We start from the raw sequence: 16,513 nt of genomic DNA, 5'->3' as shown, positions 1-16,513 counted from the left end.
TTGAATACATGGTTGTTAAATAAAAATACCTTGAACAATTTGTCCAGCTTCAATCTTGTCTCCTGCTGGAATGCGCACTAAACAATTGGCTTGCATTAAATTACTCAGCATATGCGACTGCTGTTTTGCCAAGCTTTGAACTTTTAACTTTGCCTGATCAAATTGCACTGACATTCTCAAAAAACGCTCCCTTGCATCAGCTTTCAAATCATGGTTCAGTTCGGCGCTAAACCATTGCAAAGACGATGCTTGACCTTGCAATGCGTCCAATAAAGTTGAGGTATAGATTTGCATACCGACATAAACCGCAGCTGGATTCCCTGGTAAACCCAGTAAATAACAGCTGGTTTGATCAGTTTTTTGAAGCTCGGCAAAAAACATCGGTTTACCCGGTTTTTGTTTTACTTTCCAAAAAATTTGCTCAAAACCTAAATCTAAAGCCACAGGGCGAATAAAGTCATAGTCGCCAACAGACACACCGCCTGTGGTAAGAATCAATTGATAATTTTGACTCAAATCATCTAACAATGTTTTTACGGCTTGTTCTGTATCAGCAACATGGAAAATATCCACCGTTTGATTGCGCTGCTTAAACCATGCTTGAATCAAAGGCGCATTGGCATCGAAAATCTTACCCGAAGCAAAATCTTCAACTGTTTCCGCGACTTCATCTCCAGTAATCACCACGGCAACTTTCGGATATTGAAAAACCTGAACTTGTTGAATGCCTGCCATACTCAATGCAGCAATTGCGCCAACAGTCAGTTGTTGCCCTTTTTCCGCAAGGCATTGTCCAACTGAAATTTCTTCACCAATATCACGGATATCCGCATGTGATTTTAAAGTCTCTGAGATTTGAATCGTTTGGTTTTCAAGTGTTTTAACTATTTCCTGTCTGGCAACGGTGGTCGTTCCATTAGGAATCTGAGCGCCTGTAAATATTCGAACGGCTTGACCATGTTTAAATTCAAACTCAGCAGATTGCCCTGCTCTAATTTCACCGATCAATGCAAAAGTTGCATCAGCTTGTATCACATCATCCGCATATATGGCATAACCATCGACTGCGCTTTGTGAAAACATCGGCAGATTAATATTCGAATAAACATTTTCCGCCAAATAACGATGTAATGCTGAATTTAAATCAATAATTTCAACGCACCCAGCTTGGGCACGTTGTTGAATCAATGACAATGCTTGATCAATTGAAATCAAGCCAGGTTCTGCGCCACACGCTGACATTATTGATACCCGCCTGCATGAGGAATATTGTTTTGCACATCAAAAAGATGAACCAAAGCTGGCAAAATTGCGGTTAACGATTCTTTTGCGCCTTGGCGGCTGCCCGGTAACGTAATCACTAAACTATTTTCAATATAGCCTGCCACACCTCGGCTGAGCGCGGCATAAGGCGTGCGTTTTTGCCCAAAGCTGCGGGAAGCCTCCATTAATCCTGGGATTTCACGCTTCAATAGCGGCTGAATCGTTTCTACAGTTAAATCTTTAGGGCCCAAGCCCGTGCCGCCCACCGTTAATATGAGTGGATAATGATTTTTCTGCTGCTCAATCAGCGCCAATAACTGCTCTGGACTGTCTGGAATCACTTTATAATCAATATTTGTGAAATTTGCGTCCTGTAAAATTTCTAAAACATTGTGTCCCGCCGTATCTGGTTTTTTACCTGCCGCGACAGTATCTGAAAGTACAATCACCGATGCTGGCATGGCTTCTTTCAGTATGCGGGTGAAGTGCGATTTACCGCCTTTTTTCTTCTGCAGCTTCACTTGGTCTAGGCATAAATCTTCCGGCTCACAATGCGGTTTCAGCATATCGTACAGAGTTAAACCCGCAAGGCTGACGGCTGTCAAAGCTTCCATTTCGACCCCTGTTGGGCCAATGGTTTCGACAACAGCAATAATTTCCACATGTGCATCAAACAATTCGTATTCGACATCTGCACGGTAAATCGGCAATGGATGGCATAAAGGAATCAGTTCATCGGTACGTTTTGCCCCTAATATGCCTGCTATGCGCGCAGTTTTCAGCGCATCCCCTTTTTCAGTATTGCCGTTGCGCAGCAGTTCTATGCAATGAGGCGGAGCATGCAATATGCCTGTTGCTACTGCTGTGCGGTAACTTTCCGCTTTCATCCCTACATTTTTCATTGCGCTCTTCCTGCCCTGTTTTGGCCATTTTGCTTAGATTGATTATTGAAGTCACACAAATTACAGATGCCACTGGTAAATATTGACATTGAGCTGCTCGGTGCGCTGTATAAGCAGATCATTATGATCATGGCTGCAATGCTGATGCGATGAGTGCTCATCATGATCTTTACGGATACAGCAGCCTTCTACATATTGGCTGGAACCATCCATATAAAACTCTTCTTTCCAGACAGGCACTTCATGCTTTACCCGTTCTACGGCTTCTTCGCAGGCGGCAAATGCTTCGCGGCGGTGCGGTGCATAAGCTACCGCAATAATGGCGGTATCACCAATTTCTAAAGCGCCAATACGGTGCACAACCCGCACATATGAAACAGCGTGTTTAAGCTGGATGTCCTGTTCTATTTGGCAGATCATTTTTTCCGCTACAGGCGCATAAGCTGTATATTTCAGCGCTTTAACGGCCTTCCCTTCATGATGATTGCGCACAGTGCCAATAAAAATACCGATGCCGCCGCATTCTGGATAGCAATCAATGCCATCAAAAATCTCTTGCCCGAAAGCATGCGCCTGCATGCGTGAAAACTGCTTCAGTTCCATATCATCCCCCTGCAACGGGTGACAGCAAGACCAATGTGCTGTCTGAGGTTAAAACGGCATTACGGTGAACAATGTCTTCACCCACTGCACAGGCGCAGCGTTCCAGTAAGCTTTGGGCTGATGGATATTGCTGAATAATTTGATGCAATACCTCTGAAACAAAGCTATCTGTTTCGCACTGCACACTGAGGTCATGCGGCAATTGGCGTTCAATGGCGCCATAAGATTCAATTTTGACTGTTATAGGGTTAATGAATTGCGCTTCCATCTTAACCTCCGATCATATGCATGCTGATTTTTCTGGAATTTTGGCTCAGGTTTTGATGGCTGTTTTGCTTTTCCTGAATGGCATGAAAGCCTCGTTCTTTGGACCAAATATAGCTGTTCAATACTATTTTCAGCTCAGTATCTGAGTGAATGCCTCCTTTCATCAGCTGTTGGATATGCCGTTTTAGCGGCATGCCTTGAGTTGAAAATAAGCAATTAAAAAACTCACCCTGCGCATTTAAGCGCAAGCGGTCACAGGTTCCGCAAAATGAATTGGTAATGGTTGAAATGATGCCTATGGGCATGCCGTCAACCGTATATGTACGCGCTGGATGAGCCCCTTGCACTTGCAGGGTATTCACTTCAAAAACTGAAGCCAGCTCATCCAATATTTCTTGTTCACTTACAATGCTGTCTTTCGTCCAATTTTGATCGCCGTCCAAAGGCATAAACTCAATAAACCGCAGCTCCACATTTGAGGTTTTTGCCCAAGAACTTAAGGGCAAAATTTGCTTTTCATTGAAGCCTTTGATGAGAACGGCATTGATTTTAATTTTTAAACCGGCCTGCTGAGCCGCTTGAATGCCTTCTAAAACGGGCTCTAAATGTTTCTTGGTCAGCTCAAAAAACTGCACTGGGTCTAAACTGTCTAGGCTGATATTTACATCATCCAAGCCTGCCTGCTTTAAGGCACTGGCGTATTGTTTTAGATAATGCCCGTTGGTGGTCATGGAGATCCGCTTTAAGCCATAAGCGCGCAAAACCTGCAATTGCGCAACAAAATGCACGACACCGCGGCGCATTAATGGCTCACCGCCAGTTATGCGGATTTGCTCAATGCCGTGTTTCACCATAAATTCACAAAAAATGAAAAGTTCTTCAAAACTCAATAAATCATGTTTTTTCATCCATTCCGGATGCTCAGGCATACAGTAAACACATTTAAAGTTACAGCGGTCTGTCACGGAAATGCGCAGTTTGCGCTTTGCCCGCCCAAACTGATCTTGAAAAGCCGGGAACAGATTAGCTCGCTGTAAAGTTGTCATGCTGTTCATGTCAATGGTCCATAGCTTCTGCGCTGTCTTTGCGCATTATGAAACTGCCTAAGTACAAAATGTACGATTCGATGATCAATAAATTGCAAAAAATGTTCCAACTTTGCGCATCTTTCACGCCTTTTATATATTTTTTTAAATCTTCTAAATTATTGTGATTTTTTAATGCATAAACTCTATTCAGATACGCTGTGCGAGTGAATTCCATTTTTAGGCCAGTGGAATTCAAAGCAGCTGAAGCTGTTTGTGCTGCTGCAGTTCATCTAAAGAGTTAATGCTGTGAAAAAACAGTGCATTATTTTTAAAACGTGCCACTTGCGGGTGCAAATCTGCAAAACACTGCCTTAAACTGCGCTGATTTTGCTCAAGGTGCTGAATTAATGTCGGCAAGCTGCTCCGTTTTAACAAGCAAAATGGATACAGCGCACGGTCATTGATTTCAACAATAGCAACACCGCAGTTGGGGTCTTGCTGCATGGCCTGATGCAGCCGTGAAAATACCTTTTTAGGAATAAAGGTCACATCACAGGGTACGAACAGCACATAATCCGATTGCACATGCGCCCACGCACTTTTCATTCCCATCAGCGGCCCTTGAAAGCCTGTAGCCTCATCTTCAAAAAAGCCAATCGACGGAATCAGCCGCTCATAAATAGAATGATCTCGATGGCTGTTGACCCATACCTTGGTTGCGCGTGATTTTAACTGCTGGTGAATTTTAATCAGTTGAATTTTATCATCAAATTTTTGCAGCAATTTATTGATGCCATTCATACGGCGCGCCTGGCCGCCCGCCAAAATCACGACTTCGGTTTCTGGGTAAGTCACAGGTTTGAATATTGTTCTTTTCATTCAATAGCCTCCGCTTGACATGCTTTGATCAAACCACGAATTTCAGGTAAACATGAACCGCAATTTCCGCCCGCTTTTAAACAGGCCGTGACTTGTTTTTCATTGCTGATATTTTTTTCTTTAATAGTTTCAACAATTCGATTTTTACCCACTTTGAAACAGCTACACACTAAAGGCCCTTCACTATTACCAATCGACATCGCTTGTCCGGCAAGCAACGCTTTTCGGTGCATGGCACTCAATCGTTCACGTTTAAACAGACTGGCTACCCAATCACGATCAGGCAAGAAAGTTTTCGGGGCAATATACAAACTCGCAATCAATTGGCCATTCTGCAATACCACACTATGGCTGATATGCGCAGTTTGATCTTCAAGATTGAGCCATTCAAAACTCTCATCTTCAAAAGGTAACAGTTCTTTTAAGTGCTCTGTGGTTTGCGTAAAACGGCGGCGGTCTGCCAACTCATAGCGCACCGCTTTGGCGGTTTGAATTTTCGTCCACCACACGGTATTTTCAATCGGTTTTTTGACGATATGCTCAAAGCCTTCACGCACATAGAGCACCCCCTGCCATTGGGTATAAAAAGGATGAATCATCACAGGGGTATGTTTAAATTCAGGTTCGCCTGAAATTGCGTCCACCACAGGATTGACCACTTTACCAATCCGAGCATCTGATGCGAATTGATCACTCCAGTGAATCGGTGCAAAAATCTGTCCACGGCGGATATTGTCACTGACCGTGGCACGCAGTACGCAGTTGCCCCATGCGGATTTAACCTCAACTAATTCGCCGTCTTTTAAACCATATTTCAAGGCATCATTGGGATGAATTTCGCAATATGGTTCAGCTTTATGCGTACTTAAATTGACCGATAAGCCTGTACGTGTCATGGTATGCCACTGATCACGAATCCGCCCTGTATTGAGAATAAGAGGATATTCACGATCAGTTGGATGCACAGGATCTATTGCCGTCGTTGCAATGAATTTTGCCTTAGCATCAGCATGGCTAAACTGCCCTTGTGCAAACAGTTGCGCATAAGCCCTTTCACTTTGCCCTTTTTGAATGAGTGGCCATTGCACAGGCTCAAGCTCGTGATATTCAGACGGTGAAAGATCAGTTAAACCACTGAGATTGAAATAGCGGAAGTTTTCCACTTCAGAACGCTTTGAAATGTCTGCATTTTGGAAAGCAGAGAGCTGCGCATGTTCCTTGAAAATATCATGGCTACTTTCAAACTCAAAACCGCTAAAACCAAGCTTTTTCGCGACTTGAGATACCGCCCACCAATCGGCTTTGGCCAGTTCAGGTTCGGCTAAAAAAGCACGCTGTCTTGAAATACGGCGTTCTGAATTGGTTACCGTACCGTCTTTTTCACCCCAACCGAGCGCAGGCAATAGCACATCGGCATATTGCGTGGTGTCGGTATCCTTGCAAATATCTGAAACCACGACAAATTCACATGCGTCTAAAGCCCGTTTGACTTGATCTGCATTGGGCAAACTCACCACAGGATTGGTTGCCATAATCCAAATGGCTTTAATCTTGCCACTTTCAACTGCTTCAAAAAGATCAACCGCTTTTAGACCAGCTTGTGTGGCAATGGTTGGGCTGTTCCAAAAACTTTGCACGAGTTGTTGATGTTTAGGATTATCCAAATCCATATGCGCAGCCAGCATATTGGCTAAACCGCCGACTTCACGTCCGCCCATGGCATTGGGTTGTCCAGTCATGGAAAATGGCGCAGCACCCAATTTACCAATTTTCCCTGTGAGGAGATGAGCATTGATAATGCTATTGGCTTTATCCACACCACGAGAGGACTGATTCACCCCCATAGAAAATAGTGTCATCACCTTTTCAGTTTGGACAAATTTCTCAAAGAAAAGGTGCAGTTTTTCCAGCGAAATACCTGTTTTCGCAGCAACTGCTTCAATGTCTGATTCAGGCTGAGAACTTTCTAATAAAGCATCCAAACCTTGGGTATGACTCTGAACAAAAGCTTGGTCGGCATGACCATGTTGATATAAATATTGCAATAAGCCATTGAATAATGAGACATCTTGTCCAATTAAAATCGGCAAATGCAAATCGGCAGCTTCACAGGTTACTGTAAAACGCGGGTCAATCACCACAACGAATAGATCTCTTTCTTCTCTGGCTTTCATAATGCGTTGATACAGCACAGGATGACACCAAGCGGTATTTGAACCAACCAAGACCACCATGTCAGTGTGTTCAAAATCATTATAACTAGCAGGAACGAGGTCTTCCCCAAAGGCACGTTTATGCGCTGCGACCGCAGAAGACATGCACAGTCTTGAATTGGTGTCGATATTAGCAGTGCCTAAGTAGCCTTTGACGAATTTATTCACCACATAATAATCTTCAGTCAATAATTGCCCTGAGACATAAAAGGCAATGCTGTCACGACCATATGTATCGATACATTGTTGAAATTTATTGGCGATGAGATCAGTTGCAGTATCCCAATCTGTTGCTTGGCGAGTATTTTGTGCTTGTATTTTACGCCCCAGCATCGGCTGCAAAACACGGGTTTCTAGGCCCAAGGTATCGGCTAAATTACTGCCTTTAATGCAGAGTTTTCCAAAGTTTGATGGATGATTGACATCACCAACTACTGTTACTTTTTGCCCGAGTACAGTTTCTTCTACTGTTGCAGTGACACCACAACCTACACCACAGTAAGGACAGGTGGTTTGAGTCACTTTGACTTTATTTTCTGTGGAGCTGTGCAGTTCCATTACAGGGATACTATTCATTGTCTGCTGTGCTCCTTATTCCAAATCTAACGAGGTGTTGCTCTAATTTTCAATAATATTGATTAAATGCCATAAACTTTTAATCCTCCTTTGAGAAAGGAGGGAACTTCAATACCTAAATTATTTTAGGATGAGGATATTCCTCTCTTTAAAAAGAAGGGAATAGAGCTCCTCCCTTTTCCAAAGGGAGGTTGGGTGGGATTTACCTAAAAAATAAAGATTTCCTCACCCTGCTTTCTTTAAAGCAAAATCCTTACCAAAGAGCAATTTATTACGAATACTGCCAATTGCAGTCTGATCAGAAATCAATTCTGCATACCAAACACCATCCTCAGTGTCGCCAAACAACACCGCACCAACGACTTTATCTTTTTGAATAATAATTCTTTTATAAATCTGACGTTTTTCATCATTCAACACGATGTCCTCAAAATCCTCTTCAGGCGAACTCTTTTCAAGATCAATACGCCCTGCTGAGAACACATCACAACCACTGACTTTTAATTGTGTAGGTACAGTAGGCGCTTTGAAAGTTAAACTGCCGTGCTCGGCCAAGTGCGATGCGCAAATAAAGGCTTGTCCCCACAATGGCTCTACCAATCCAAAGGTTTGGTTACGATGTTCAATACATTCACCCACGGCATAAATACTTGGATCATAGGTTTGCATCGTGTCATTGACCAACACACCACGGTTACAGCGTAAACCGGCACTTTGTGCCAATGCCATATTTGGGCGAATACCTACGGCAAAAACCACGAGATCTGCATCTAATACTGTGCCATCTTTCAAGCGAACTTGTTTAACATGCCCATTGTCATCTGCAAGCAAAGCTTCGGTATTGGCTTCAGTGATAATTGAAATACCTTTTTGCTCAATACTATGACGCAGCATTTGGCTGGCTTTGGCATCCAACTGACGCTCCATGATGCGATCCATCAAATGCAATACGGTGACATTCATACCACGTTGTTTTAAACCATAAGCAGCTTCTAAACCCAATAGTCCACCACCAATCACTACAGCATTTTGCTTGGCTTTGCAGTAATCCAGCATTTTATTGACATCATAAATATCACGGAAGCTAATGACACCGTCGAGATTTGCCCCATTGACAGGTGGAATAAACGGTTTAGAACCTGTCGCCAAAATGAGGCGGTCATAATCCACCATTAAGCCTTTTTTTGTATAAACTTGCTTACGTGGACGGTCAATACGCACAGCTGCATCGCCTGCAATAAAGCGAATATTTTTATCGGCATACCATGCATGCGGATGCAGCATAATGTCTTCAATGGTTTTATCACCTGACAGGACTGGCGAAAGCATGATACGGTTGTAGTTGCCCCATGGCTCTTCACCAATCACCGTAACGTCATAACGATCAGGCGCCATGTCCAATAAGTCTTCTAAACAACGCATCCCTGCTAGACCATTACCCACTAAAACCAACTTCATCTTTTCAGCAGATGGCGCATTATTGGTAATATAAGTTTTTTGCGGTGTCGGGCTTATAAAAACGCGACCATTTTCAATTTTGCTTGGGAAAACCAAAAGCTTTTGGTCTTTATCTTCTAAACAACGCCCTGTCGCCAAGCTGAAATGCTGCTTATAAATTGGAGACGCAACTACACGTTCGCCTTGTAAATCTCCGATAATGCCACGTGACATCACAAAAGCTTTGCTAAACGGGTCTTGGTTGCTCAGCGCATACACTCGTTTTTCTGAACCGACACGGAAAATCGCAATTTGTTGCTCACCGAGCAATGCACCGACTCCTGTATTTGCAGTAATGTCATCCAAACTACAAATATCAACCCATTCTAAATTATTCATTTCTTTTAAAATTGTCATATCCATTCTCCTTTATTCTCTTTAAGCCTCAACTACAGGGATACGTGTCAGATCACGTTCAACTTCGGTTTTTGGACGAATTTGTCCACGAACTTCTGCAAATTGGATATGCGGATCTTGTTGTTTTTCAGCTTTTTCATTGATAAAGGTCACGAAGCGTTTACGCACTTCAGGATCTTCAACTGCTGTACGCCATTCATCTTGATAGGTTCCAACCACATGGCTCATACGGCGCTCAAGTTCTTCAGCTACACCTAAAGAATCATGCACAACAACGTCTTTGAGATAATCTAAGCCGCCTTCCATGTTGTCACGCCATACCGAAGTCCGCTGTAAACGGTCTGCCGTTTGGATATAGAACATAAAGAAACGGTCGATATATTTGATCAAGGTTTGCGTATCTAAGTCAGAAGCAAGAAGCTCTGCATGGCGCGGCTTCATCCCGCCATTACCGCACACATATAAGTTCCAGCCTTTTTCTGTTGCAATCACGCCGACATCTTTACTTTGCGCTTCTGCACATTCACGGGTACAGCCTGAGACTGCCATTTTCAATTTATGCGGCGAACGCAGGCCTTTGTAACGGTTCTCAAGGAAAATGGCTAAACCCACTGAATCATCAACACCATAACGGCACCAAGTGCTGCCGACGCATGATTTCACCGTACGTAATGATTTACCATAAGCATGTCCTGACTCAAAACCGGCATTGATCAGTTTTTCCCAAATTTCAGGAAGCTGATGCAGTTGCGCACCAAACATATCAACTCGCTGTCCACCTGTCAGTTTTGTGTACAAACCATACTCTTTGGCAATTTGACCGACAGCAATCAAGCCGTCTGGTGTGACTTCACCGCCTGCCATACGCGGTACGACGGAATAAGTGCCATCTTTTTGAATATTGCCCAGATAGTAATCATTACTGTCTTGTAAGCCTGCATGACTTGGTTTTAGTACAAAGTCATTCCAGCACGATGCCAAAATATTGGCAGCTGTCGGTTTACAGATATCACAGCCTAAGCCATGACCATGCTGTTGAATCAGATCATCAAAAGTTTTGATTTCATTCACACGAACCAAGTGGTACAGCTCTTGGCGTGAGTACGCAAAGTGCTCGCAAATATGGTTATTGACTGTCACCCCTTGACGCTGCAATTCAGATTTGAGCACTTGCGTGACCAATGCAGCGCAACCGCCACAGGCCGTTGCCGCTTTGGTGCATTTTTTCAGGGCGCCGAGGGAAGTTGAACCCTCTTGAATTGCCGAACAAATATCGGCTTTAGACACGTTGTTGCATGAACAAATCGTTGCACTGTCAGGAAGCAAATCCACACCACTGCCGCCCGATTTTGCACCTGATTGTGCAAAGCCTGGCATGATGAGGCTTTCAGGATTCTCTGGAACGTCCAATCCATTCAGCATCATTTGCAATAAGTCGTTGTACTCTTTGGCACACCCCACCAAGACTGCGCCAAGCAATTTGGTTTTTTCCGCATTCACCACGATCTTTTTATAGATCATGGCATCTTCATCAGCAAAGAAATAACTCAAAGAATTAGGTGTCATCGCATGCGCATCACCGACTGATGCCACATCGACACCCATAAGTTTCAACTTGGTGCTCATGTCTGCACCAGAAAACTCAGTACAGCTTTGCTCAAGGACATGTTTAGCTGCAATACGCGCCATGTCATAACCTGGTGCCACTAAACCGTAAATTTTATTTTGCCATAATGCACATTCACCAATCGCATAAATGTCGGCATCAGAGGTTTGGCAATAATCATTGATCGCAATACCGCCACGCTCTCCAATGGCTAAACCGCTTTGACGCGCCAATTCATCGCGCGGACGAATCCCAGCAGAAAATAGAACAATATCGGTTTCAAGTTCAGAACCATCCCCAAACTTCATCACATGTGTGGCATTCACGCCATCTTCAATACATGATGTTGCTTTTTGGGTATGGACTTTCACCCCTAGATTTTCAATTTTAGAGCGTAAAACCTTACCGCCCAAATCATCAATTTGAACAGCCATTAAACGTGGCGCAAACTCCACTACATGCGTTTCCAAATCTAAATCTCGTAATGCTTTTGCAGCTTCCAGCCCCAGCAAACCGCCGCCAATCACCACACCGGTTTTGGCATTTAAACTGGCGGCACGGATTGCATCCAAGTCTTCAATAGTGCGGTAAACAAAGCAGTTTTGACGGTCATTGCCCGGAATTGGCGGAACAAAAGCATACGAACCTGTCGCGAGAACCAATTTATCGTATGCAATGACTTCGCCATGATTGGTGGTGATCAATTTATTCACTGTATCAATTTCGATGGCTTTGGTGCTGAGACGCAGATCGATTCCGTAAGCATCGGCAAAGTCTGTGCGGCATAGCGTTAAGTCTTTTGCCGATTTACCTGTGAAATATTCTGTTAAATGCACACGGTCGTAAGCAAGACGAGGTTCTTCTGCCAAAATCGTGATTTCAACCTCATCGCCTGCATGTTCCAAAACTGATTCAATGAATTTGTGGCCGACCATACCATGACCAATCATGACTAATTTCATTGCAAATCTCCTCAATCTTATATTTTGCTTATCTTTCAAATAATGGCTTATGCGATGTTGTTGTGTTGAACGCTGGCGGCTGCTCCTTGCTCAAGGCGGTGACGCTCTTGAACGGCTTCTTCATACAGTTTTTGTTCTTTCTCTTTATGCTCTACTGAGAAGCGGATCATCAGGACGAAACTCGCTGCAATCACCACCAAGCCGCCTAAAATCATCAATGTGGTTTGAATATCCAGCATCCCCTTGAGAAGGAAACCCGCTGCTACCGCGCCGACGTTACCGCCTGCACCGATAATGCCTGCCACACCGCCTAAAGCGTCACGGTCAATGAACGGAACCAATGCATAAGTCGCACCGCATGCCATGTGAGTAAACAGTGCAAAGACAGTCATTGCGAGAATGGCATACATCGGCGCATTCATTTGCGAGAATACGATCAGGAAGAAGCCTTCCATTAAGATCATAAGGAACAAAACTTTTGTACGGCCATCCAAGCCTTTTTTAGTTGCGACTTTATCTGACACAATGCCGCCCAAGGCGCGGGCAAACAGCGCCAATAAGCCGAAGATCCCTGCTGCCATTCCCGCTTCTTTTAAACCGAAATTGAAGTGGTCGACGTAGTACATTGCAATAATGTTATGAATGAAGATTTCAATCCCGAAACATGCTGCATAAGCGCCGAACAAGATCCATACCCGGTAGTTGCGCGCTGCAGTCATTAAAATCGCCATGCCGCCTTTTTTATCTGAACCTACGGATATACCCTGTGCACGAAGCTCTTTAAAGTTGCCTTGCGGCGCATCTTGGGTAAATTTCCAGTACATGCAGCCCACGATGATCATCATGATGCCGGGAACCAGCAAAGCAATTCTCCACCCCAGTGTTTTTTCAACACCAAACATGACGATCGCGCCCAGCAATAAAGGCATTAAGGCTTGAGTTGCGCCGCCGCCTGCATTTCCCCAGCCTGCTGTGGTTGCATTGGCAGTACCAACCACATTCGGTGCAAACATGATGCTGGTATGATATTGCGTGATGACAAAGCTTGCGCCGATTGCGCCAATCAATAAACGGAAGAATAAGAAGGATTCATAACTGTTGGCAGACGCTACGCCAAAAACAGGAATTGCGCCAATGATCAATAATGCCGTATAGGTTTTACGCGGACCGTATTTGTCACACAAAGGGCCGACGATCAGCCGGACGATAATGGTGATTGCCACTGCGGCAATGTTAATGTTGGCGATTTGATCTTTGGTTAAATGAAACTCACCTGCAATGACCGGCATTAATGGTGCGCAGGCAAACCAAGCGAAGAAGCAGACAAAAAATGCGAGCCAACTCATGTGGAAGGCCCGCATTGCTGCTGAAGTAAAATTAAATAGACTTATTTTTGTCGCTTTATTAGCATTTAAATTTGAAGACATAACCTTCTCCTGACTGAACTGAACGCATGTAGTACTCTGCTATGCCGCTAATGCATATCAGAGCCGATCAGAACGGACGTCGTTGGCCGCCTTTCAAATTTTGTAAGTCTTCTTTGACTTGCTGGTAATAAAGCATTGTTCATGCCAACTTTTAAAAATTAATGGATTTTTTTAGTTTTGCAGTATTTTAAAGTACAGTTTTAATGAATTTCCCTGCCTAAAGAGATGGGAAACATCAGATCTGCAGCTTTTTTTCTGCTGCGCGGCCTGTTTTGTTTGAAAACTGCATAGCAACGATGCAAGACGCATCAAGATGGTGCAATGAGATGAAAACACGCTCAGTACAGCCCTTAAAGTGACTGTATCTATGATTGTAAGTTGGCATCTAAATTGCTTGCATGCGCATAGTATATGTCAGGATAGACCTGAGTCTTTGCATGCCAAAACTAAAAATCGCCTTAATCGATGATGATATTGAACGGGCTTCTTTTATAAAAGAATCATTAATCGAGCATGGCTTCGAGGTTACAGCCTGCCTGTTAATCGATCATTTAAACAGTACCGATCTGCAGCAGCTGCATGCAGATGTCATTTTGTTGGATATGGATCATCCGCATCGCGATATTATTGAAAGCTGCGTCAGCCAGTTTGATCTCCCGACAGTGCTGTTTACCAAAAATTCGCATAAAGACACCATTAAAAACGCCATAGAAGCGGGTGTCACTGCCTATATCGTGGATGGTATAGACCCAGAGAAACTGGAAAGCATTTTAGAAATTTCAATTGAGCAATTTAAAAAGCATAAAAAACTTCTCAAAGATCTTAATGAAACTAAATGCAAATTGGCAGACCGCAAAGATATTGAAAAAGCCAAAGTGCTGCTGATGCAGATGCATAAAATTGAAGAAGAGCAAGCCTTTACCTTATTAAGAAAAAATGCGATGAGCCACCGCATGACTATGGGTGAAATGGCCAGGCGGCTGATTGATGCCCAAGCCCTGCTGCAGTCACAATTTAAGGAATAACGCATGAATACGCTGGAGAAAACCGACATTCAATTAGGATATATTCCTTTACTGGACTGTGCTGCAATTCTCTGGGCGCAGCATCAGGGCTATTTCAAAGCGCAAGGCCTGAATGTCACTTTAGTTAAAGAAGCATCTTGGGCCAGCCTGCGCGACCGCTTAGCCTTTGGAATTTTAGACGCTGCGCATTGCCTGTCTGCAATGCTTCCCGCGGCTGCAACCGGCAATGACCAGTTAGGAATTCCATTGCAGACCTCTTTAGTGCTCAGCACCAATAAAGCCTTTATCAGCCTAAGTCAAAAACGGTGTTATGAACTGCAGATTTCTGAACATGATACGCCCAGAGAATCTGCACAAAAAGTTGCTGAAGCCGTCAACAGTGGCGCAAAAATACAGCTGGCGCATGTCTTTAAGCAATCCATTCATCATTATTGCCTGCGCGAATGGCTGGCTTTAGCTGATGCAGAGCTGGCTAAAAATTATCATTTAGCTACCCTGCCGCCGCCGTATATGGTCGATGCCATTTCTGCGCAGTTGATTGATGGATTTTGTGTCGGTGAACCTTGGAATATTCAAGCGCAAATTCAAGGCTACAGCCAAGTTATTGCAGACAGTAAAGAAATTATTCCTGAAGTGGCGGATAAAGTTTTAGCCACAACTCAGGAGTGGGCAAAACAGCATCCAAATACCTTAAAAGCTATTGAAACCGCTATTCAGCTGGCGCAGCAGGATTTGCAAACCCTGCAATCATTGGATGACGTGTGGCAGATGCTGGTATGCAGCGACATTATCCGGTTTAACTGTTCGCCTTGGGTGCATGTTGATAAATTTTATAAAATACAGAAAATTATCCGTTCATTTGGTGTGCAGGATGCCGTAAAGTCCAGTGATTTTGAATGGATTATGCAGCAAATGCGCAAATGGGATGACTTGGAGCTTGGGTCTGATCAGATCAAAATAATTGCAGCGCAATGTACAGGTAATATGATTTAGCGCTGCGTAAAATCAGATTTACCAAGTGAAGGGCTGAATGCTGAATAAAGGCGGCATGATCATCTTCAGCCCTTTTCATTTTAAGGCAAATACCTTTTATTCTTCTCATCGAGCTGTAAAGCCAGTGCGCAGATGCTTTGCGTTTTAAACCTGTGCGGAATATATTTAAAGCTCAGTGGATTTGTCCGCAATGCCGTTTGCAGCAATGTTTCAGAATAATAATCCAAAAACTGAATAACATTGGGTTTATGCATGATGGCTTCCAGCCAAAACGCTTCATCTGCATGTTTCAGATATTGAATGGCATAAGGCCGAATCTGCACGGCTAAGCTGCACAAGGCTTTGCTGGGCTGCTCAATAAATTGAATCACCATAGGATTCAGTTCTACGGCAATCATTTTCATAACCTCATTTGGTGCTTTAATATTTTGGATTGCCAACCCATTTTTCTTAATGGCTTTCACACATAATTCACTGGTTTGCTGCTTCACATATTTTATGGCAAGCGGATGAGCCCGTACGGCCGCATCACAAATTTCCAGGCTTTGATTTTTGACATATTGTAAAGCAAAACCATTTTGCTTTACGGCCGTCAGGCAGATTTCAGCATTTGGAAACAGTACATGCTTCAATGCCAAGCCTTCATTTTTTACAGCCTGCAGAATAATTTCTGCAGAGGGGTCACGGATGTATTGCAGCAAATCGCCATTTTGTTTCACGGCCAGTAAGCAAATTTCAGGAGTTGGCTTTTTGACGAATTTAATTGCCCGCGGATTCTGACTCACCGCAGCTAAACACAGTACTTCAGTCTGTTTTTCAATATATTGCAGATATAAGCCGTTTTCTCGTACCGCTTCAAAATTGCTTTCATTCGATGGGTAATAAAGCGCACGTAATTCCATTTCAACACCGCTT

At 43.7% G+C, this 16,513-nt stretch carries 13 protein-coding genes; 2 read left to right on the top strand and 11 right to left on the bottom strand.

Going from position 1 to position 16,513, the window contains the following annotated elements:
* Positions 1 to 15 precede the first annotated feature (15 nt).
* The 10 genes from JZ784_RS05680 to JZ784_RS05635 form a co-directional block, all read right to left on the bottom strand.
* On the bottom strand, positions 16 to 1,242 hold the full coding sequence (locus tag JZ784_RS05680; RefSeq protein WP_346314143.1) for a molybdopterin molybdotransferase MoeA: 1,227 nt from the start codon (positions 1,240 to 1,242) through the stop codon (positions 16 to 18).
* The gene (moaCB, locus tag JZ784_RS05675) at positions 1,242 to 2,165 is read right to left on the bottom strand and encodes a bifunctional molybdenum cofactor biosynthesis protein MoaC/MoaB (RefSeq protein WP_346314142.1); all 924 of its coding nucleotides are present in this window, start codon (positions 2,163 to 2,165) and stop codon (positions 1,242 to 1,244) included. The genes JZ784_RS05680 and moaCB overlap by 1 nt, the downstream gene beginning before the upstream one ends.
* A 60-nt stretch (positions 2,166 to 2,225) precedes the next feature.
* Positions 2,226 to 2,768 (bottom strand): molybdenum cofactor biosynthesis protein MoaE, encoded by a 543-nt coding sequence (locus JZ784_RS05670; protein ID WP_346314141.1) that lies wholly within the window; start codon positions 2,766 to 2,768, stop codon positions 2,226 to 2,228.
* Position 2,769: 1 nt separating this feature from the next.
* A complete protein-coding gene (locus JZ784_RS05665) occupies positions 2,770 to 3,036 on the bottom strand; it encodes a MoaD/ThiS family protein (RefSeq protein ID WP_346314140.1) in 267 nt (88 codons plus the stop codon).
* Between the two features lies 1 nt (position 3,037).
* Positions 3,038 to 4,090, bottom strand: coding sequence for a GTP 3',8-cyclase MoaA (gene moaA, locus JZ784_RS05660; RefSeq protein WP_346314139.1), 1,053 nt, complete (start codon positions 4,088 to 4,090; stop codon positions 3,038 to 3,040).
* Between the two features lie 225 nt (positions 4,091 to 4,315).
* Positions 4,316 to 4,942 carry a molybdenum cofactor guanylyltransferase gene (locus JZ784_RS05655; RefSeq protein ID WP_346314138.1) on the bottom strand — a complete coding sequence of 209 codons (627 nt, stop codon included), beginning with the start codon at positions 4,940 to 4,942 and terminating at the stop codon, positions 4,316 to 4,318.
* Positions 4,939 to 7,731, bottom strand: coding sequence for a molybdopterin-dependent oxidoreductase (locus tag JZ784_RS05650; RefSeq protein ID WP_346314137.1), 2,793 nt, complete (start codon positions 7,729 to 7,731; stop codon positions 4,939 to 4,941). Before JZ784_RS05650 ends, JZ784_RS05655 begins: the two co-directional genes overlap by 4 nt.
* Before the next feature lie 225 nt (positions 7,732 to 7,956).
* On the bottom strand, positions 7,957 to 9,585 hold the full coding sequence (gene nirD / locus JZ784_RS05645; protein WP_346314136.1) for a nitrite reductase small subunit NirD: 1,629 nt from the start codon (positions 9,583 to 9,585) through the stop codon (positions 7,957 to 7,959).
* Positions 9,586 to 9,606: 21 nt separating this feature from the next.
* Positions 9,607 to 12,153: a nitrite reductase large subunit NirB gene (gene nirB, locus JZ784_RS05640; protein ID WP_346314135.1), complete on the bottom strand. Its 2,547-nt coding sequence runs from the start codon at positions 12,151 to 12,153 to the stop codon at positions 9,607 to 9,609.
* Positions 12,154 to 12,200: 47 nt separating this feature from the next.
* Positions 12,201 to 13,580: an MFS transporter gene (locus tag JZ784_RS05635; RefSeq protein ID WP_346314134.1), complete on the bottom strand. Its 1,380-nt coding sequence runs from the start codon at positions 13,578 to 13,580 to the stop codon at positions 12,201 to 12,203.
* A 437-nt stretch (positions 13,581 to 14,017) separates the two neighbouring features.
* Between JZ784_RS05635 and JZ784_RS05630 the strand changes: the two genes are divergently transcribed.
* Together JZ784_RS05630 and JZ784_RS05625 are read left to right on the top strand one after the other, a co-directional pair.
* Complete coding sequence (locus JZ784_RS05630) at positions 14,018 to 14,605, top strand: ANTAR domain-containing protein (RefSeq protein ID WP_005009924.1); 588 nt, start codon at positions 14,018 to 14,020, stop codon at positions 14,603 to 14,605.
* Positions 14,606 to 14,608: 3 nt separating this feature from the next.
* Entirely contained in the window at positions 14,609 to 15,598 is a 990-nt protein-coding gene (locus JZ784_RS05625) for an ABC transporter substrate-binding protein (protein WP_346314133.1), read from the top strand.
* A gap of 80 nt (positions 15,599 to 15,678) precedes the next feature.
* Here JZ784_RS05625 and JZ784_RS05620 read toward each other — a convergent pair whose 3' ends face one another.
* Entirely contained in the window at positions 15,679 to 16,500 is an 822-nt protein-coding gene (locus JZ784_RS05620; protein ID WP_346314132.1) for a DUF4116 domain-containing protein, read from the bottom strand.
* Positions 16,501 to 16,513 lie beyond the last annotated feature (13 nt).

The organism is Acinetobacter sp. CWB-B33, assembly GCF_039655955.1.
Lineage (GTDB): Bacteria > Pseudomonadota > Gammaproteobacteria > Pseudomonadales > Moraxellaceae > Acinetobacter > Acinetobacter bouvetii.
Note: the sequence above shows the minus strand (reverse complement) of the source record. Positions and strands in the feature narration are given on the sequence as shown.